The sequence below is a fragment of the Micromonospora lutea genome, assembly GCF_016863535.1.
Classification (GTDB): domain Bacteria; phylum Actinomycetota; class Actinomycetes; order Mycobacteriales; family Micromonosporaceae; genus Micromonospora; species Micromonospora lutea.
The window spans coordinates 106,862-125,557 of record NZ_BOPB01000029.1; the positions used below are offsets into that span (position 1 = coordinate 106,862).

14 protein-coding genes are annotated in these 18,696 nt (G+C 69.9%); 1 reads left to right on the forward strand and 13 read right to left on the reverse strand.

Annotation, left to right across the window (positions count from 1 at the left end; translation table 11 throughout):
• Nucleotides 1-15: 15 nt before the first annotated feature.
• Complete coding sequence (gene trpD / locus Vlu01_RS23205; RefSeq protein WP_204003195.1) at nucleotides 16-1,086, reverse strand: anthranilate phosphoribosyltransferase; 1,071 nt, start codon at nucleotides 1,084-1,086, stop codon at nucleotides 16-18.
• Entirely contained in the window at nucleotides 1,086-2,432 is a 1,347-nt protein-coding gene (locus tag Vlu01_RS23210) for a nucleotide sugar dehydrogenase (protein WP_204003201.1), read from the reverse strand. The genes trpD and Vlu01_RS23210 overlap by 1 nt, the downstream gene beginning before the upstream one ends.
• 638 nt (nucleotides 2,433-3,070) lie before the next feature.
• Here Vlu01_RS23210 and pdxR point away from each other — a divergent pair.
• Complete coding sequence (pdxR, locus tag Vlu01_RS23215) at nucleotides 3,071-4,558, forward strand: MocR-like pyridoxine biosynthesis transcription factor PdxR (protein ID WP_204003203.1); 1,488 nt, start codon at nucleotides 3,071-3,073, stop codon at nucleotides 4,556-4,558.
• Here the strand turns inward: pdxR and Vlu01_RS23220 are convergent.
• The 11 genes from Vlu01_RS23220 to tkt all read right to left on the reverse strand — a co-directional run bounded on the left by Vlu01_RS23220 (nucleotide 4,482) and on the right by tkt (nucleotide 18,696).
• On the reverse strand, nucleotides 4,482-5,105 hold the full coding sequence (locus Vlu01_RS23220) for a phosphoribosylanthranilate isomerase (RefSeq protein WP_204003204.1): 624 nt from the start codon (nucleotides 5,103-5,105) through the stop codon (nucleotides 4,482-4,484). The genes pdxR and Vlu01_RS23220 overlap by 77 nt on opposite strands.
• Nucleotides 5,106-5,199: 94 nt before the next feature.
• On the reverse strand, nucleotides 5,200-6,555 hold the full coding sequence (locus Vlu01_RS23225) for an MFS transporter (protein ID WP_204003205.1): 1,356 nt from the start codon (nucleotides 6,553-6,555) through the stop codon (nucleotides 5,200-5,202).
• Entirely contained in the window at nucleotides 6,552-7,811 is a 1,260-nt protein-coding gene (locus Vlu01_RS23230) for an ATP-grasp domain-containing protein (RefSeq protein ID WP_204003206.1), read from the reverse strand. The genes Vlu01_RS23225 and Vlu01_RS23230 overlap by 4 nt, the downstream gene beginning before the upstream one ends.
• A gap of 34 nt (nucleotides 7,812-7,845) precedes the next feature.
• Entirely contained in the window at nucleotides 7,846-9,072 is a 1,227-nt protein-coding gene (locus tag Vlu01_RS23235; protein WP_204003207.1) for an ATP-grasp domain-containing protein, read from the reverse strand.
• Complete coding sequence (locus Vlu01_RS23240; protein ID WP_204003209.1) at nucleotides 9,060-10,091, reverse strand: Gfo/Idh/MocA family oxidoreductase; 1,032 nt, start codon at nucleotides 10,089-10,091, stop codon at nucleotides 9,060-9,062. Before Vlu01_RS23240 ends, Vlu01_RS23235 begins: the two co-directional genes overlap by 13 nt.
• A 79-nt stretch (nucleotides 10,092-10,170) precedes the next feature.
• Nucleotides 10,171-11,427: an ATP-grasp domain-containing protein gene (locus Vlu01_RS23245; protein ID WP_204003212.1), complete on the reverse strand. Its 1,257-nt coding sequence runs from the start codon at nucleotides 11,425-11,427 to the stop codon at nucleotides 10,171-10,173.
• 166 nt (nucleotides 11,428-11,593) lie between these two features.
• Nucleotides 11,594-12,358, reverse strand: a complete 765-nt coding sequence (gene pgl, locus Vlu01_RS23250) for a 6-phosphogluconolactonase (RefSeq protein ID WP_204003214.1) — start codon at nucleotides 12,356-12,358, stop codon at nucleotides 11,594-11,596.
• Between the two features lie 56 nt (nucleotides 12,359-12,414).
• Nucleotides 12,415-13,434, reverse strand: a complete 1,020-nt coding sequence (locus Vlu01_RS23255) for a glucose-6-phosphate dehydrogenase assembly protein OpcA (RefSeq protein ID WP_204003216.1) — start codon at nucleotides 13,432-13,434, stop codon at nucleotides 12,415-12,417.
• Nucleotides 13,435-13,528: 94 nt separating this feature from the next.
• The gene (gene zwf, locus Vlu01_RS23260) at nucleotides 13,529-15,100 is read right to left on the reverse strand and encodes a glucose-6-phosphate dehydrogenase (protein ID WP_204003323.1); all 1,572 of its coding nucleotides are present in this window, start codon (nucleotides 15,098-15,100) and stop codon (nucleotides 13,529-13,531) included.
• A 258-nt stretch (nucleotides 15,101-15,358) separates the two neighbouring features.
• Nucleotides 15,359-16,540, reverse strand: a complete 1,182-nt coding sequence (gene tal, locus Vlu01_RS23265; RefSeq protein WP_204003219.1) for a transaldolase — start codon at nucleotides 16,538-16,540, stop codon at nucleotides 15,359-15,361.
• 17 nt (nucleotides 16,541-16,557) lie between these two features.
• On the reverse strand, nucleotides 16,558-18,696 hold the full coding sequence (gene tkt / locus Vlu01_RS23270) for a transketolase (protein WP_204003221.1): 2,139 nt from the start codon (nucleotides 18,694-18,696) through the stop codon (nucleotides 16,558-16,560).

Below are 18,696 nucleotides of genomic sequence, written 5' to 3' on the forward strand. Positions count from 1 at the left end.
GTAGTGGTGACCGCGTCATCGCGAGTCGCGGTCGGAGACGGTGACGGCAGGTGGCTCGCGGCGGAGGTCCGCGAGCAGGGTGGCAGCGCGCCCGCTGCTGATCGCCTCCCGGCCCAGTTCCAGCCCGTCGTCGAGGTCATCGGCCAGATCGGCGAGACGCAGCGCTGCGGCTGCGTTGAGCAGGCAGGTGTCGGTGACGGGCCGGGGCGCGGTGCCGGCGAGGACGGCCCGCACGATCTGGGCGTTGTGCCGGGCGTCGCCGCCGCGCAGGTCGTCGAGCCCGGCCGGGGCCACGGGCAGGTCACGGGGGTCGATGTGGAAGGTTTCGGTCCGGCCCTTCGCGACCGCGATCACCCTGCTGGGCTCGGCCGTCGACAACTCGTCCAGACCGGAGGCACTGCGCACGACCCAGGTGGGCGTGCCACTCAACTCCACCGCCGCCTCGGCGAGGATCTCCTGCTCGCGTGCGTCGGCCGCGCCGATCAGGCGTGCGGTCAGCGGAACCGGGTTCGTCAGCGGTCCCGACAGGTTGAAGATCGTACGGAAGCCGAGTTGCCGACGAAGCGGCGCCAATGCCCGCATGGCCGGGTGCACGGCGGGTGTGAAGAGGAAGGCGAAGCGGTGCCGACGCAACGAGTCGACGACCTCGGGTGCCGGGTCGACCGGCACCCCGAGCGCCGCCAGCAGGTCGGCGCTGCCACACCGACTTGTCGCGGCCCGGTTGCCAGCCTTGGCGACCGTGGCACCCGCGGCCGTGGCGATCAGGGCGGCGACCGTGGAGATGTTGACCGAATTGCTGCCATCCCCGCCGGTTCCCACGATGTCGACCGCAGGTCCGGTCCAGGTCACCGCCGGCGCGGCGGCGAGGACGACGCGGGCAGTCGCCGCGACCTCGGTCGCGGACGGGCCCTTGGCGGCCAGGGCGGTGAGCAGAGCCGCCGTGTCGGTGTCAGCGGCACCGCCCAGCACGGCGGTCAGCGCCTGCGTCGCCGTCGCCGCGTCGAGGTCCGTGCCCGCGACGGCCGACCGGATGGCCGACCGGAGGAACGACACGTCGAGCTGTTGCAGGGTTCGGGTGGCCGGCATCACAGAATTTCGATGTTGTCGGCCGGCGTCAGGACGTTTCGCGTGTCCAGCACCAGCGGTGCCGCGCTCCAATGCGGATCCGCCGCGATGCGGTTGTGCGGCGTCACCAGCACGACGCAGTCCTGTGCGGCGAGTTCCGTGGGCGTCCAGGTCGCCACCGGCACAGCCTGGCCGTCGAGGATCACCGACGGCACCAGCGGGTCGTAGTAGCTGACCTGCGCGCCGCGGTGCCGCAGCGCCCGAATGATGTCCAGGGCGGGCGCGTTGCGCAGGTCGGCGACGCCCTCCTTGTAGCTGACGCCGACGATCAGCACCCGGGCCTGCTGAACGTTTCCGCCCCGGGCCACGAGCAGCTCCCCGATCCGGTCGACGACCTGCCCCGGGCGCTCGGTGATCCGTCGGTGGGCGGCCTCCACCAGGCTGAGATCCGTGCCCGCCAGCCGCGCCAAGGGCTGCAGGAAGAGCGGATCGACCGGGATGCACTCGCCACCCACACCGGGACCCGGATAGTGGGCGAGGAAGCCGTACGGTTTGGTTGCCGCCGCGTCGATGACCTCCCGGACCGGAATCCGCAGTTGCCGGCAGAGGTCGGACAGTTCCAGGCTCAGGGCGATGTTGACCAGTCGGAAGGTGTTCTCGAAGACCTTCGCCAGCTCGGCGACCTCGGGGCTGGAGACCGGGTGGACCTGCTCGCAGACCTGCTCGAACAACACCGTGGCCCGGCGGGTGCACTCGGGGGTGAAGCCGCCGACGAGTTTGGGCGTGTTGGTCATCCGCCAGCCGTCGGCGTTCGCCGGATTGATCCGCTCCGGAGCCATCGCCAGGTACAGGTCGGCGCCGATACGTATGCCACCCTCGCTGGTGAGCCGGCGTGCCGCGGCGGACGTGGTGCCCGGTGGGATGGTGGACTGCAACACCAGCAGCGTCCCCGGTCGCAGGTGCGGAACCACCGCGGCCAGGGCCGCGTCGACGTGGGAGAGGTCGGCGACACCGTCACTGGTCGGTGTCGGGACACAGACGACCACGGCGTCGGCCGTCGCCATCGCGGCCGGGGACGTGTCCACCGACAACCGTAGGTGTAGTTCCTCCAACTCCAGGTCCGAGACGTCAGGCAGGTAGGACTCGCCCCGGACGATGGCGTTGATCTTCTCGGCGTCCGTGTCGAGACCGACCACTGAGAAGCCCGCCGCAGCGAAGCCGGTAGCCAGCGGCAAACCGGTGTAGCCGAGTCCGATGATGCCGACGACCGCCTTTCGGCTGGCGATGAGGCGATCGAAGTCGGGCTCCTCGACAACGGTGCCGGCGCGCGGGTCCGATGCTCTGGAATCGGTGGGCGAGCTGACCATGCTAACCATTCGTACAGCTCCAAGCGGTGGGCGTGAATGCTCGGCCACTGAGTGCCAGCGGCGATCCAATCAGCCGGCCGGTTGCCCGGCCCAGACCACTGAACAGGGACATCGGCAGACCAGGACCCGGTACGCCGCGAATCGTCTGCGTTGACCTGGGTGTCGTCCACGTATTGGTCAATCTTCGCTCCGTCGGATCGTCTCCCGGTGCGCCATCCGGACAGTACTTGCCGCTTATGAGATGGCCCTCTCCCGCTTCCGCATGATGTGCATATGGCAACAGCGAGCATCAAAGCGTCGAAATCGGCGTAGTTCGACGGTACGAGCCGCCATGCGGCTACACTTCGTCCAATTTCACCTACTTTAGGTTGTAGCGTCAGCCCGCCGGATTCGGTTAAAGGGCGCGCTACGGACCGTTCGGCATCCGTGCTGGGCGCGCTGTGCCGGGTAGGCCGCCGGTGTTGTTCGCCGGCCACCGTTCGGCGTCCAGTGCGGACCGAGCTAGAATCCACCCTGCGTGCCATTGTGGGTGGAGGCATCGGATTCGGTCATTGGTGACCGACCTGAAAGTTCAGCACGTGATATCCGATGAGTTGAAGCCGACAGCGATGCTGCCATGCTGAGGGGGCAATTCCAGAATGCCGTGGCATCTGACAATCAGCGTTTGCAGGGATGTTGATGAGCCGCTTAGCCGGCAGATCCAGAGCGCCATCAAAGAGAAGATTCGAAATGGCGTTCTGCTGCCCGGCGTGCCGCTGCCGTCAAGCCGCCTGTTGGCTCGTGACATCGGGGTGTCGCGCAGCGTGGTGGTCGAGGCGTACGAGCAGATGACCGCCGAGGGGTACCTGGAAGCCGTCCAAGGGTCGGGTACCCGCGTCGCCACCCGCCCCGTCATCGGAGTGGACCGGGGATCCAGGCTCGACGAGCCGTCGGCACCGACCGTGCGCTGGGACCTTCGGGTCGGTGCGACGGACGTGACGAACTTTCCCCTCCAGGAGTGGCTGTCGTGCTACCAACGGGCGACGCAGAGCCTGGGGGCCAACGGCTTGGGCTATCCGCCGATATCCGGCATCGCCGCGTTGCGTACGGAGTTGGCGAGCTACCTCGGCCGGGTGCGGGGCGTACGGGTCGAACCCGCCCACACCATGGTCACGATGGGCTTCGCGCATGGCCTCGGTCTGATCTGCCGGACCCTGCCGACGATGGGCATCGACCGGATCGGTGTGGAGAATCCCGGTAGTGGCAAGCAGTTCCAGTTCATCCGCAGCACCGGTATGTGCGCGGTGCCCGTACCGGTGGATGCCGACGGCGTGGACCCCGACGCCCTGGCGCGTAGCGGTGTCCGTGCTGTCCTGGTCACCGCGGCGCACCAGTTTCCCACCGGGGCGACGATGTCGCTCGAACGCCGGCAGGCGCTGCTGCGGTGGGCGCATGACGTCAACGGGATCATCATCGAGGACGACTACGACACGGAGTTCTGGTTCGACCAGCGTGAGCGACCACCGGCGATCCAGGGCAGCGACCCGGAGCGGGTCGTCTACGGCGGCAGCCTGAGCAAGGTGCTCGCCCCCGGGCTGCGACTCGGTTGGCTCGCCGTGCCGAAATGGCTGTTCGGGGCGGTCGAACGAGCACGGGCCGCCGCGGACCAGGGCTCCGACAGCATCACCCAACTGGCGGTGTCGGAGTTTCTCCGTGCGGGCCTGCTCGACCGGCACCTCCGGCGGCTGCGGCCGAGGTACCGGTCCAGGCTGGAAACCGTCGTCCAGGCGGTACGGCGACACCTGCCCGATGCGAGCATCAGGGGCGCGTCCGCAGGCCGTCATGTCTACGTCGAGCTGCCCTACTACGTGGACGAGGCAGCCGTCGTCGACGGCGCCCTGCGCCGGTCGGTCCTGCTGCGCGGTGGCGGCCACTTCCGTCTCGCCGAGACTCCCTGCCTCACCACCCGTCCAGCGCTGGTCATCGGCTACTCGGCGGTACGGCCCAGTGAGATCAACGAGGCGCTCGCCCGGGTCGGTGAGTCCTACGCCCAGCACGCGAACCCCCGACCTACCCCGAATGGGACGAGCCTGCTCCGTTCGATCGGGCAGCCGCTACGAATTCCGCGATCAGCCGTGGTTCCTTGATTCCCCGGCGCACCTCCACCCCGCTGGAGACGTCGACCCCCCACGGAGACAGCGCAGCGACGGCGGCCGCGACGTTGCCGGGGCTGAGACCACCGGCCAGCATCCAACGCCCGGCCACCGGTTTCGCCTTCAGGGAGGACCAGTTCCACTGGTTGCCGGAACCCGGCTGGGGAGAGTCGATGATCAACATGTCTTCGCCGTACGAGCCGGGTCGTAGGTCCTGACCCGCCGCCAGCGACGTCGCCCTGATCAGTGCGACGTCCAGGTCGCGCAGCGCCTCGTAGTGATCGCGGGACTCGCCGCCGTGCAGTTGCACCGCCCGAAGCCCGGCCGTGGTCACACATTCGCGGATGACGTCGACCGGCTCACCCCGGAACACCCCGACGGTCAGCACCTGTGGCGGCACCTCGGCCGCCAGGCGCCCGGCCTCTGCCGGGGTCACCCGACGGACGCTCTCCGTCAGCATGAAGCCCACCGCGTCCACCCCGGCTTGCACGGCGGCGGCGATGTCGGTCGAGGTCCGTAGACCGCAGACTTTGATGAACAAACATGCCCTCCTTCGACATCCCACATTCTGCATCGGTGCCCGGGGCGCAACGGGAGCGCGTGTCGGGCGGTGTGGCGCAGTGGCCACGGCCGGATCACTGCATCGGGTCGCCCGAGCGCTTGAGGTTGGTCGGCATCTCGGCCTCGGGGCCCTCCGGTGCCTCGGCGATCCGTCCGGCCGGGGTGAACGCGAACACCACGGCCCCGACGATCAGGCCGATACCGGCGATCAACAGGGCGCCTCGGGCGGTCAGGACGTTTGCCAGAACACCGGCGAGCAGGCCACCCACCGGGATGACCGCCCAGGCGACGAAGCGGTAGGTACCACTGACCCGCCCCAGGAGCCGGTTGGGGATGATCGCCTGACGCAGCGCCACCGAGTGGATGTTGAAGATGGTGATGCCCACGCCGCTGATCACGTACCCCGCGCCGAGCAGCAGCAACTGCACCGTCGGCGGGCCGGCGGCCAGCGGCAACGCCAGGAGTCCCAGTGCCGAGGTCAGCACGCCCGCGACCATCGCGGGGCCGATCCCCAGGCGTCGCGCCAGCCCTCCCGCGATCAGCGAGCCACCGAAGGCACCGACGCTGGCCGAGGCGATGATGAACCCGAGCAGCGCCGGCGACAGCTCCAGGTCCTTGAGGCCGTACAGGGGAAACAGCACCAGGACGACGTCATGGAACAGGTTGAACCACGCGGCCTGGAGAAGGACGGCCCGGAGAATGCGATGACCGAGGGTTGCCCGCAACCCCTCGCCGATCTCGCTCCACACGCTCCTGGACTCTCGGGAGGTGGCGGGACGACGAGGCTCACGGGTCTTGATGGCCAGCAAGGACGCGGCGGAGATCAGGTACGTCAGGCAGTCGACGATGATCGCGCCGGGAGCGGTGAACACCTGGATGAGCACACCGCTGAAACCCTTGCCACCGGTCTCGGCGATGGACCGGGTGGACTGAAGCTTCGAGTTGGCCTCGACCAGCTGGGCCCGCGACACCAGCACCGGCACGTACGCCTGGTATGCGACGTCGAACTGCGAGGTCAGGACACCCACCAGGAAGGCCACGACGTAGAGAGCCGTCATGGACAGCTGATCGGTCAGCGCGAGCAGCGGCACCACCGCCAGGATCAACGCTCGGCCGACGTTGGCACCGATGAGCAGGCCACGCCGTCGGTAACGGTCGGCCAACACCCCGGCGAAGAGCGTGACCAGGGTGAAGGGCAGATACTCGGCGACGTTGAGCAGGCCCAGGCTGGTCGGTCCGGCGTCCAGGAGCAGAATCGCGGTCAGCGGCAGCGCCAACTCGGTCACTCGGGAACCGAGCATCGCGATGGTCTGTGCTCCCCAGAGCCGGAGGAAGTCGGGGTGACGCCACAGCGATGCCGCCACCTCCGGCGGCCGGTCGGGCGACGGGGGGTCAGACAGCAGCGAGTCGGCTCCGCGGTCCTGGCTCACCCGTGCGTTCCGGCGGCGTCGCGCTCGTCCTGCGCCGGCGACCAGGACAACTCGTACAGCTCGGCGGCCCGGGAGATCGCCTGCTTGACCCGTGCGGCGGTGGGCGCACGGAACCGGAACGTGCCGGCCGTGTGGCGGGCGCCGCCCGTGCCGTTCAGGACCGCGCCGGGCGGCGGCAGGGTCTCGTCGTACAGGTCGGGCACCCGGCCGCGCAGGGAACCGACCCCGTGGACGACCGCGGGGCGTACCGGCGGCTCCGGCATCATCAGGTAGCCGGCCACGGTGCCGAGGTCCATCGCCGGCAGCTCCAGGTTCTCCCCGATCTGCAGCCTGACCGAGGCGTCGATCAGGTCGACGCCGTACACGTCGCGCCAGACGAACCGCACCTGACCCCCGCCGGCCCGGGCGCCGATCTCCAGGAAGACCATGTCGGCGTGCTCGTCGTCGCCGACCGGTGTGTCGGTGCGGAAGAACTCCAGGTGAAACACGTCGTCGGTGAGGCCCAACGCGGCCAGCACCCGCTCGGTGTAGGAGACCACCCGCCGCTCGAACTCGGCATCGTCGTTGGCGACCGAGCCGAACGGCGTGCCCTGGGCGAAGTCGAGACATCCGGCCAGGCACTGCCAGCTTCGGACGACCAGCAGCCGACCGTGCTGGACCACCCCGTCCACCTGGTAGAGCCCGCCCTCGACGAACTCTTCGCCTTCGTAGTCGGTGAACGACTCGTCGGTCAGCAGCCTGTTCAGTTCGTCCTGCGTACGGCAGACGAAGACTCCTTGACTGTCGGCACCCGCCCGGGGCTTGAGCACGATCGGCAGGCCCACCCGCCGGACCAGCTCCCGCACCTGGTCGGCCGAGTTCGCCGGGCCGTACGCCGGCACCCGCAGCCCGGCCTGCTCGATGTGCCGCTTCATGACCAGCTTGTCGCGGACCTTCAGCACCTCCGCCGAGTCCTTGCCGGGCACATCGAGGATGGCCCGCAACTCGGCCGCCGTCTCCAGGTCGAACTCGGACAACGCGATGATGTGATCGAACTGTCCGTACCGGGTGGACAGCTCCTTGGCCTGGGTGGTGACCGCCGCCACGTCACCGAGGTCAGGCAGCGTGATGATCGCCTCGGCGAGCTGCTCGTCCAGCGGTTCCCGCCCGGCCGGCGTGGTCAGGTACGCCACCCGGTTGCTCCGGTGGTCGACGTAGCGGTGGTACTCGCCGAACTCGTTGCTCCATCGGTTGAGGATGAGAATGTGACGGGACACGGTCAACTCCTGAACGAGGCGGTGGATGAGAAGATCATGAAAAGACGACCGCCGCGTCTACCGCGTCGAGTAGAGCGGTCGTCTCCTGATAGGTCGCGCCGGTGGCCACGACGTAGCCGAGCCGACCGGACGAGCTCCCGGGATCCGGCACCTCGGCACCGGGCGAATGCAGCAGGCAGATCTCCTTGATCCGAGGATCGTCGGCCACCCGGTGGCCGACCGTCATCGTCGTGAAGCGGTGGATCTGCGGCCGCAGGAAGTAACGGATGCCCGCGGTCTGTCGACGGACGCCGTGCGCCAGCGCACCGATCGGCTCACCCAGGTAGGCACGCAGCGTGATCGCGTGCATGTCGATGTCCTGCGCCAGTGACAGCAGGATCGGGATGTGATCGCCCGGCAACCTGGCCGCGAGCTCCATCAACAGAGGCCCCCGGTCGGCCAGCCGGACCTCGGCGTGGAACGGACCCAGCCCGAGACCGAGCGCGGCGACGACCCGTCGGACATAGGCGGTCACCTCGGCCGCCACGCCGGTCGGCAGGTCGGCCGGCAGGACGTGTCCCGCCTCCACGAACCAGGGCTCGGCCCCGAGCACCTTCTCGGTGATACACAGGACGTGTGTCACGCCGTCGTGGACGTACCCCTCGATGCTGAACTCCGGCCCCCGCACGTACTCCTCGACCAGCGCGACGGGCAACGTCTGCCGGTCCAGATAGGTGGCGGCCGGGTCGCGGATGCGGTCGATCGCGGCCAACGCCTCGTCCAGCGTGTCCACCCGACGGACGAAGAGGCTGCCGGACTGGTTGACCGGCTTCACCACACAGGGCAGGCCGACCTTCGTGACCGCGGCCTCGACCTCGTTCGGCTCGGTGACCAGCACGGCGGCGGGCTGGTCCACGGCCGCGTCGGTGACCGCCTGCCGCATCAGGTGTTTGTAGTGCAGCTTCATCGCTGCGTCCGGATCGATCCCGGGCAGACCCAGGTTGGCCGCCGCCCGGGCGGCGACCGGGACGTAGTGTTCGAAGCCGGGTAGTACGGCACCCAACGGCGAGGCGTCGTGCAACGTCTCCAGCAGGTCGAGCACGGAGGCGTCGTCGTTCGTGTCGATGATCTTCACCTCGCTCGCGGCGGCCAACCGCTCGCGGGGGATGGTCCGCTCACCCCGGTCGGCGGTCAGCACCACCGGATCGTGGCCGAGTTCCCGGGCGCGGTCGATGAGCAGGCAACCGGACGACCTTGGCTCGATGATGATCAGCCTTGCCATGATGCGAACTCCGTCAGCTGGGGAAGCGTCACCTGAGGCGGAACGGTCACGGCGGTGCTCCGAGCCTGGTCCAGCAGCTCGATGCTGCGTACGTGCATGCCGAGATCGCCGCGGGGTGGCGGGCTGGCGCCGCGCCGCGAGTCGTACGCGGCCTTCAGGAACTGGGACAGCGGCAGATCCCGGACGATCTGGCGATCGCCACGACCACGGATGCGTACCTGCCCGTAGTCGTCGTCCGAGCTCAGCGGATAGTCGGCCACGATCTGGCCGTGCGTGCCGGTCACGACCAGCCGGCGGCGTCGGATCGGTGCGGTGAGATCGGACAGCAGGGTGCTGGTGACGGCCGATCCGTGCGTCAGCGTGACCGCGGCGCCACCCATGACGTGTCCGTACTGGTCACAGGAGGACATCGGCCACCGGACGGCGGATCCGACGGCGGCGTCCACCCCGGCCAGGTGCAGCGCGAGCAGCATCTGATGCGGCAACTCGACGTCGAAGGGCGTGGTGTGCGCGTCGGTGGCCTCCAGGTTCCGCCGGAACCGGGGCTTGCTCTGCTCCATGTGCAGAGCCGTCACCTGGCCGACCTCACCGGCGGCGACTGCGCGCTCCACCACCGTCGTCGTGGTGCTCTCCAGCCAGACACTCACCGGCATGACGTCGATGGCGCCCGACAGGTCGGCGATCCGACGCGCCTCCGCCACGCTGGTGGCGATCGGCTTCTCCAGGATCACCTGACGGGCTCCGAGCGCGACGAGCTGCTCCACTCCGGACAGGTGCGCGACAGGGGGAGTGGTCAGGTGGAAGACCGCCCGACGCATCGGTACGGACATCGCGTGCAGGGCCTGCGTTGCTTCGGTCAGCGTCGCCACCCACCGGATTCCCGGCTGCGCCGGCACCGGACGTGGGTCCACGACGATCACCGTGTCGTCCGGGTCGAGGAGCGGCCGTAGCGCACGATGGTGCAGGTCACGACCGGCTCGTCCGTAGCCGACGATGACCGGCTGAAGGTCGCCTTGCATGAGGTGTCTCCCTAGGCCACACCCGTGGGGCACGAAGCGGAATCGAAAAGGGCCACAGCCCTGTGACGACTGCGTTCGGCTAGCCAGCTCGGCTGGACGACGGGGACACGGACGCGCTGAGCCCGATGGCCGGTTCGGACGGTGGTGGCTCGTCGACCAGTTCCACGGTGAGCGTGCTGCGGGCCAGCTCCATCGCCGCGGTCAACTCGTCGAGGTCGGGAGCCTGGAACAGGACGTGCCCCACCCGCTGCGCCGACGAGGAGTACGGGGTGATCGTCTCGCCGGCCCGCACCTTGAGCTTGACGTCGGCCACCCACGGCTGGGTGCGCAAGGCGTCCAGCCCGTTGACGCGTGCCACCCGACCGGCGGGGAACTGCGGGAACCAGCTGGCGCCGTGCGCTCCCGGCGTCGCGGTCGAGGGCAGGGCGACCGGCAGGTCCAGCGCCATCGCGATCAGCGCGGCGTACGGGTCGAACCGGTGGGTGAGTGCGATGACGTCCATGATGTAGTCGCCGGGCGTGCGGACCGCGACCTCGACGATCGCCGGACCGTCCGCGGTCATCCGGAACTCCAGGTGCACGATGCCGGTCTGCATCCGCATCGCCGCCACGACACCACGGCCCAGGCTGTTGATCGTGAACATGTCCGCACCGGACATCCGCGCGCCACCGACATGCGCCAGCTCGACGAAGTCCGGTGGGCCGGTCGTCTCCTTCGCGGTGACGTTCTCGAAGATCACCTCACCGCCCCGGACGAGTGCCTCCCAGCTGTACTCCGCGCCGACGAGGAACTCCTCCAGCAGCACCTTCTCCTGCGGCAGCCGGGACTGGAGCACGGCGACGAGAGTGGGCTCGTCCAGCACCTGGACCACGCCGGCGCTCCCGCTGCTGTGCAGCGGCTTGGCGATCACCGGATAGCGGTTCCGGGCCCAGCTGACACCCGATTCGACGTCCGGAACGATCAGGTACTTCGGTTGACACAGCCCGGCGGTCGCGAAACAGCCACGTTGCAGGGCCTTGTTCCGTGAGACGACGGCGGCATGCAGCGACGGGCCGGGCACGTCGAGGGCGTCCTGGACCAGGGCGGCGGCGATGACCTGCGGCTCGGCGAACCCCAACACACCGTCCGGTTCACACGAATAGGCGGCGGCGGTGGCCGCTGCCGCCCAGTCCTCCTCGGCGGTGCCTTCGGTGAGAATGAAGCGGTCCGCCTGCGGAGCGAGCCGGTCGCGGTGCAGGGCCGACTCGACCACGGTGACGCGTACCCCGAGGCGCTCGGCGGCGGTCAGGTAGGGGGTGCCCATGTAGCCGGCACCGATCAGCAACAGTTCCTTCACCGTAGCCCCTCCCGAGCCCACACCGTCGCATGGTGATCCGACCTCCCGGCGAGCGTGGACGAACAGGACTCACCTTCAGTCGGTGAGCACAGTCTTCGGTCAGGAGAGGGTGAGAGCCAGACCAGCTAGGTGACAGTCGCTGGTACCAGTTCGGTGTGCACGCCCGTCAGCGCAGGCTGCGGAAGCGGGCCGGCAGGTCGCCCGCGGCGGCGCGGTCCAGCAGCCAGAGGGTACGTCCGGTGCCCTGAACCCCGGCCGCTGGCACCTGCACCGGCCCGGCACCGGCCAGCGCCATGCCGACCGCGTGCGCCTTGTCGCCGCCACCGGCCACCAGCCACACCTCTTCGGCGGTGTTGATCGTCGAGAGAGTGAGGGTGATGCGTACCGGCGGTGGCTTCGGGCTGCCCCGCACCGCGCTGACCGGCCGGCTCTCGTAGTGCACCGGATGCTCCGGAAAGACCGAGGCGACGTGCCCGTCCTCACCGACGCCGAGCAGCAGCACGTCGAAGTGGGGCAGCACCGCGGTGCCGGGCCGGGCCGCGCGGGCCAGTTCTGCCGCGTACCAGGCGGCGGCCTCCTCCGGGTCGGCACCGCCGTCGGAGGCCGGCATGGCGTGGATCCGGTCCGGGTCCACCGGTAGCGCGTCGAGCAGCGCGGCGCGGGCCTGGGTCTCGTTACGTTCCGGGTCGCCGGCCGGCAGGAACCGTTCGTCGCCCCACCAGAAGTCGACCCGGGACCAGTCGACCGCGTCCCGGGCGGGCAGTGCGCCCACCGCACGGTAGACCGCCGCGGCGATCCGACCCCCGGTGAGCACCACCGACGCCTGGCCGCGTGCGGCCTGTGCGTCGAGCAGCCGCACCACCAGTCGGGCCGCGACCGCCTGCGCCAGCAGGTCGGCGTCGGCGTGGACCGCGACACTCGCCTCACTCATGGTGTCCTCCCAGGACCGCGTTGCGGTCGGTGTCGTGCGTACCTGAGGGTCGGGGGTCAGGAACTGGTGTTGTTCGTCGTGGCATGCGCGGTGACGCCGGCCTCGGCCCGCTGGGCGGTGGCCGGGTCCTTCCAGACGTGCACCCGCTGGCTGGGACGCCGGTCCAGGTTGGTGAGCCCGGCGAAGGCGCCCAACGCCTCCGCGTACACCTGGTCGGTGCCGAGCCGGCGCAGCTCCTCGGCCAGTTCGTCACCGAGCGGCCGGCGCACCAGCGGCAGGATCCGGTCCTCCTGGCCGGTACGCCGGAACGTGGCCACGCTGTCCTCACGGGTCAGCGTCAACTCGTCACCGTTGGCGCAGCGCAACTGGACCTCCCGCATCCGGGGATATTCCCGGGTACGGTCCCAGCGCGGCTTGATGTCGAGCCGGCTACGCAGCCAGCCACGCATCAGCGCGGCGGTCGGGTCGCTCGGTGGCGCGACCACAGTCGCCTCGGTCAGCTGCGCCTCCGTGGTGTCGAAGGCACCGGCCACCAGGGTGCGCCACGGCGTGATCCTGGTCCAGGCGAGGTCGGTGTCGCCGGAGACGTAGTCGCGGGCCCGCTGCCGCAGCGCCGCAATCGGGTCGGTGGCCTGCGCGGAGTCGGTGATGCGCCGGTCGGCGACCACCCCGAGGAAGTCGGTCGCGATCTCCTCGGGCGGCTCACCGTGCCACCAGGTGACCACTGGTACGTCCGGCACCAGCAGCGGCATCACCACGGACTCGGCGTGCAGCGCCAGCCGCCCGTACATCCGCATCACCACGGCCTCGCAGGGGCCCAGCCGCCCACCGACCACGATTTCGGCGTCGAGCCGGTTGCGGTCCCGGTCCACGTCGGAGCGGACCACCACCAACAGTCGGCACGGGTGCGCGGCGGCGGCGATGGTGGCTGCCGCCTCCGCGTCGCGGACCCGCTTCTCGTCCACCACCACGATCAGGGTCAGCGCCATGCCGCTGGCCACTCCGCCCGCGCTGCGCCGTTCCGCGGCGAGCGCTTTGACCACCTCGTTGCCGGTGGTGTCCCACAGTCCGATCACCGCAGCCTCCTGCCTCGCTCGCTCACGCCCGCCGCCTCGCTTCGCTCACCGGCGGCGCGAGGCGCGGCGCTGCTGAGCCCGATGGTTCGCTCGCTCACGCCCGCCGCCAGGCCCGGCCCTCGCGGGCCAGCATCTCGTCGGCGGCTCGTGGGCCCCACTCGCCGGACCGGTAGGGCTCGGGCTTCGTGCCGTCCCAGGCGTGCTCCAGCGGGTCGACCACGGCCCAGCTCTGCTCGACCTCGGCGGCGTCCGGGAAGAGCGTCCGGTCGCCGATCAGCACGTCCAGCACCAGCCGTTCGTACGCCTCCGGGCTGGACTCGGTGAACGCCTCGCCGTACTGGAAGTCCATCGCGATGTCGCGGACCTCCATCGTGGTGCCGGGCACCTTCGAACCGAACTTGAGCACCACGCCCTCATCCGGCTGAACCCGGATCACCAGCTGGTTGTTGCCGAGCATCTCCATGTCGGCCGCGGTGAACGGCAGGTGCGGCGCCTGCTTGAACACCACCGCGACCTCGGTGACCCGCCGCGGCAGCCGCTTGCCGGCCCGGATGTAGAACGGCACCTCCGCCCACCGACGGTTCTGGATGCCGAGCCGCACCGCCACGTACGTCTCGGTGGTCGACGTCGGCGGGACGCCGTCCTCCTCCAGGTAGCCCCTGGCTCGCTGCCCGCCGACCCAGCCGGGAAGGTACTGACCGCGTACCGTGCCCTCGCTGACGTCCTTCGGCAGCGTGATCGCCTTGAGCACCTTGAGCTTCTCGGCCCGGATCTCGTCGGCGTCGAAGCTGGTCGGCTCCTCCATCGCCACCAGGGCGAGCAGTTGCAGCAGGTGATTCTGCAACACGTCACGGGCGGTGCCGACCGAATCGTAGAAGCCGGCCCGGCTGCCGATGCCGACGTCCTCGGCCATGGTGATCTGCACCGAGTCGACGTACTGCGAGTTCCACAGCGGCTCGAAGAGGCTGTTGGCGAAGCGCAGGGCGAGGATGTTCTGGACCGTCTCCTTGCCCAGGTAGTGGTCGATGCGGAAGACGTCCTGCCGGGTGAAGACGTCGTCGACGAGATCGTTGAGCGCCTTGGCCGAGGGCAGGTCGTGGCCGAACGGCTTCTCCACCACCACCCGGCGCCAGCCGCCGCACTTCTCGTTGTCGGCCATTCCGGTGCGGGCCAGCTGCTTGAGCACCACCGGGAACGCCGCCGGTGGGATGGAGAAGTAGAAGGCCGCGTTGCCGTGGATCCCGTGGCTGTCGCGCAGGCCGTCCAGACAATTCGCCAGATTGTCGAAGGCGGTGTCGTCGTCGAACGACCCACCGACGAACCTGATGTTGTGTTCGAGTCGGGACCACACCTCCTCCCGCCACGGTGTCCGGGAGTGTGCCTTGGCCGCCTCGCGGGCCAGCGACGCGAAATCGCCGTCGCACCAGTCCCGCCGGGCAAAGCCGACGACCACGAAGCCGGGCGGCAGCAGCCCTCGATTGGCCAGGTCGTAGATGCCGGGTAGCAGTTTCTTCTGGGCCAGGTCACCGGTCACCCCGAAGATCACCAGAGCGCACGGCTCCGGGATCCGGGGTAGTCGCCGGTCCTGCGGGTCGCGCAGCGGGTTCACGCCGCCTCCTCGCTCCGCTCGTCCACGTCGTCCATCGTCGTACCCCTGGCGACCCATCGCGCCCGGGTTGCCGGCCGGGGCCGCTGACCGGTCTGGTCGGCTGCCGGCGCGGCAGCGACGTTGCCGACCGGCCGGGGCACCGGTCACGTCCGGCGACTTCCCCCAGGAGTACGGGTTTCCGGGTACCGGTAGATCAACGTCGACCGTACCGGTTGTCTGGAGAAGCTACCTACCGGTGAACCGCTTGCGTGGCAACCGCCGACCCATGCCGCCACCCGGTCCGGGTGGCGGCATGGGTGATGCCCGACGGCACCGTCACGCGTCTCCTCCGGCACGCCCGGCGGCGTCGGCGTTTTCGCGGGCGGCGTCCTTGGGGTTGTTGCTGCCCGCACTGGCGGCGGCCAACGACTTGCGGACGCCGTCGAGCAGTTCCTGCCAGCTGGCCTCGAACTTCTCCACGCCCTCCCGCTCCAACGTGGCGATCACGTCGGCCAGGTCCACGCCCACCGACTCCAGGGCGCTGAAAACCGTGCGGGCGTCGTCGTACGCGCCCGTGACGGTGTCCGGGTGGGTCTCCCCGTGCTCGGCGTACGCGTGGATGACCGGCTCCGGCATGGTGTTGACCGTGCCCGGCGCGATCAGCTCCTCGACATAGATGACGTCCCGGTAGTCGGGATTCTTGGTCGAGGTGGAGGCCCACAGGGGACGCTGCGGGTGAGCACCGGCGTCGGCCAGCGCCCGCCACCGGTCGCTGGCGAAGACCTCGCTGTAGCGCTCGAACGCCAGCCGGGCGTTGGCCACCGCGGCCTTGCCACGCAGCGCCTTGGCCTCGGCGGAGCCGATCTTCTCCAGCCGGGCGTCGACCTCGCTGTCGACCCGCGAGACGAAGAACGACGCCACCGAGCCGATCGTGCTGAGGTCGTGGCCGTTCGCCTTCGCCTGCTCCAGACCGGCCAGGAACGCCTCCATCACCTGCGAGTAGCGGTCCAACCCGAAGATCAGCGTGACGTTGACGCTGATCCCCTCGGCCAGCGTGGCGGTGATCGCCGGCAGGCCGGCCTCGGTCGCCGGAATCTTGATGAACAGGTTCGGCCGGTCGACCAGCCACCACAGCGCCTTCGCCTCGGCGGTGGTCTTGACCGAATCGTGGGCCGACCGCGGATCCACCTCGATGGAGACCCGACCGTCGACACCTCCGCTGGCGTCGTACGACGGGCGCATCACGTCGCAGGCCCACCGCACGTCGTACGTGGTGAGCATGCGGACGGCCTCTTCCACGTCGACACCCCGGGAGGCCAGGTCCCGTAGCTGCCAGTCGTACTCGTGGGCGTCGCTCAACGCCTTGGCGAAGATCGTCGGGTTGGTGGTCACTCCGGCCACGTGCTTCTCCCGGCGCAGCTGGTCCAGCCCGCCGGAGGTGAGTCGTACCCGGGAAAGATCGTCGAGCCAGACCGCCACTCCCGCGGCGGTCAGCTCACCCAGCCTGTCGGTCGTCATGTGCGCCAACGCCTCCCTCAGTTGCCGGTCGTGAAACCGGTGATGTCGCCGGCCCGGGTCAGCGCCGCGTGCGCGGCGGCGACGATTCGGTCCGGGGTGAAGCCGAACTGCTCGAAGAGCACGGAGTGCGGGGCACTCGCGCCGTAGTGCTCAATGCTGACGCTCTCGCCGCAGTCGCCGACGATGCCGCGCCAGGACATCGCGATGCCCGCCTCCACGCTCACCCTGGCCTTTACCCCGCGTGGCAGCACCGACTCCCGGTACGCCTCGTCCTGCTCGAAGAACCACTCCTGGCAGGGCATCGACACGACCCGGGTGGGGGTGCCGTCGGCCTCCAGCCGCTCCCGGGCGGTGAGGCAGAGCTGCACCTCGGAGCCGGTACCGATGATGATCACCTGCGGCTTGCCGGTGGACGCCTCGGCCAGCACGTAGCCGCCCTTGGCGACCCCGTCGGCCCCGGCCAACTGCGCGCGATCCAGCGTCGGCAGCGCCTGCCGGCTCAACGCCAGCGCGGTCGGCCGGTCGGTGTGCTCCAGCGCCTGCCGCCAGGCCCAGGCGGTCTCGTTGGCGTCGGCCGGCCGGACCACGTCCAGGCCGGGAATGGCCCGCAGCGCGGTCAGGTGCTCCACCGGCTGGTGGGTCGGGCCGTCCTCACCGAGACCGATCGAGTCGTGCGTCCAGACGTAGACCACCGGCAGCTTCATCAACGCGGCCAACCGGACGGAGGGCCGCATGTAGTCACTGAACACCAGGAAGGTGCCACCGTACGGGCGGGTGCCGCCGTGCAGGGCGATGCCGTTGAGGATCGCGCCCATGGCGTGCTCGCGGATGCCGAAGTGCAGGGTGCGGCCGTACTCGTGGCCCGGGAACTCCTTGGTGGCGTACTGGCTGGGGACGAAGGAGGGCTCACCCTTCATCGTGGTGTTGTTGCTCTCGGCCAGGTCGGCCGAGCCGCCCCACAGTTCGGGCAGCACCGGAGCGAGCGCGGCCAGCACCTTGCCGGAGGCGGCCCGGGTGGCGACCCCCTTGGCGTCGGCGGGGAACTCCGGCAGGGCGTCGGTCCAGCCCTCGGGCAGCGTCCGACCGGCCAGCCGGTCGTAGAGGGCGCGACGCTCCGGGTTGGCCTTGGACCACGAGTCGAAGGCGGCCGTCCACTCCTGCTGCGCGGCCTCGCCCCGAGCCAGCGCCGACCGGGCGTGACCGAGGACCTCCTCGCTGATCTCGAAGGAACCGGCCGGGTCGAAGCCGAGGATCTCCTTGGTGGCGGCCACCTCGTCGGCGCCCAGCGCCGATCCGTGGATCTTGCCGGTGTTCTGCTTGTTCGGTGCCGGCCAGCCGATGATGGTGCGCAGCGCGATGAACGACGGACGGGTCGTTTCCGCCTTGGCGGCCAGCAGCGCCTGGTACAGCTCCTCGACGTTCTCGTGGTAGTCGCCCTGGTCGGCGTCGCCGCGCCGCCAGTCGACCGTCTGCACGTGCCAGCCGTACGCGGCGTAGCGGGCCGCGACGTCCTCGCTCATCGCGATCCGGGTGTCGTCCTCGATCGAGATCTCGTTGTCGTCGTAGATGACGCAGAGGTTGCCCAGCTGCTGATGGCCGGCCAACGCGCTGGCCTCGTGGCTGATGCCCTCCTGGATGTCGCCGTCGGAGGCGATGCACCAGATGTGGTGGTCGAAGGCGGACTCGCCGGCCTCGGCCTCCGGGTCGAACAGGCCGCGCTCGCGCCGCGCCGCCATGGCCATGCCCACGGCGTTGCCCAGGCCCTGCCCGAGCGGACCGGTGGTGGTCTCCACTCCCGGGGTGTGTCCGTGCTCGGGGTGGCCCGGGGTGAGCGAGCCCCACTGCCGCAGCGACCTCAGGTCGTCCAGGCTGAGCGGGTAGCCGGCGAGGAAGAGCTGGATGTACAGCGTCAGGCTGGAGTGGCCGGCGGAGAGCACGAAGCGGTCCCGGCCGGGCCAGTTCGGTTCGGCCGGGTTGTGCCGCATCACCCGGTTGAACAGCAGGTACGCCGCCGGTGCGAGGCTCATCGCGGTGCCCGGGTGGCCGTTGCCGGATTTCTCCACGGCGTCCATGGCCAGTACGCGGACGGTGTCCACGGCACGGCGGTCGAGGTCGGACCAGTCAAGTGCGGGGTACTCGGGTCGGTTGGCAGCCAC

What these genes read in the sequence shown, in the direction of transcription:
- trpD (WP_204003195.1), bottom strand. Translation starts at nt 1,086, where the DNA reads ATGCCGGCCACCCGAACCCTGCAACAGCTCGACGTGTCGTTCCTCCGG.
- Vlu01_RS23210 (WP_204003201.1), bottom strand. Translation starts at nt 2,432, where the DNA reads ATGGTCAGCTCGCCCACCGATTCCAGAGCATCGGACCCGCGCGCCGGC.
- pdxR (WP_204003203.1), top strand. Translation starts at nt 3,071, where the DNA reads ATGCCGTGGCATCTGACAATCAGCGTTTGCAGGGATGTTGATGAGCCG.
- Vlu01_RS23235 (WP_204003207.1), bottom strand. Translation starts at nt 9,072, where the DNA reads ATGGCAAGGCTGATCATCATCGAGCCAAGGTCGTCCGGTTGCCTGCTC.
- Vlu01_RS23240 (WP_204003209.1), bottom strand. Translation starts at nt 10,091, where the DNA reads ATGCAAGGCGACCTTCAGCCGGTCATCGTCGGCTACGGACGAGCCGGT.
- pgl (WP_204003214.1), bottom strand. Translation starts at nt 12,358, where the DNA reads ATGAGTGAGGCGAGTGTCGCGGTCCACGCCGACGCCGACCTGCTGGCG.
- zwf (WP_204003323.1), bottom strand. Translation starts at nt 15,100, where the DNA reads ATGGGTCGCCAGGGGTACGACGATGGACGACGTGGACGAGCGGAGCGA.
- tal (WP_204003219.1), bottom strand. Translation starts at nt 16,540, where the DNA reads ATGACGACCGACAGGCTGGGTGAGCTGACCGCCGCGGGAGTGGCGGTC.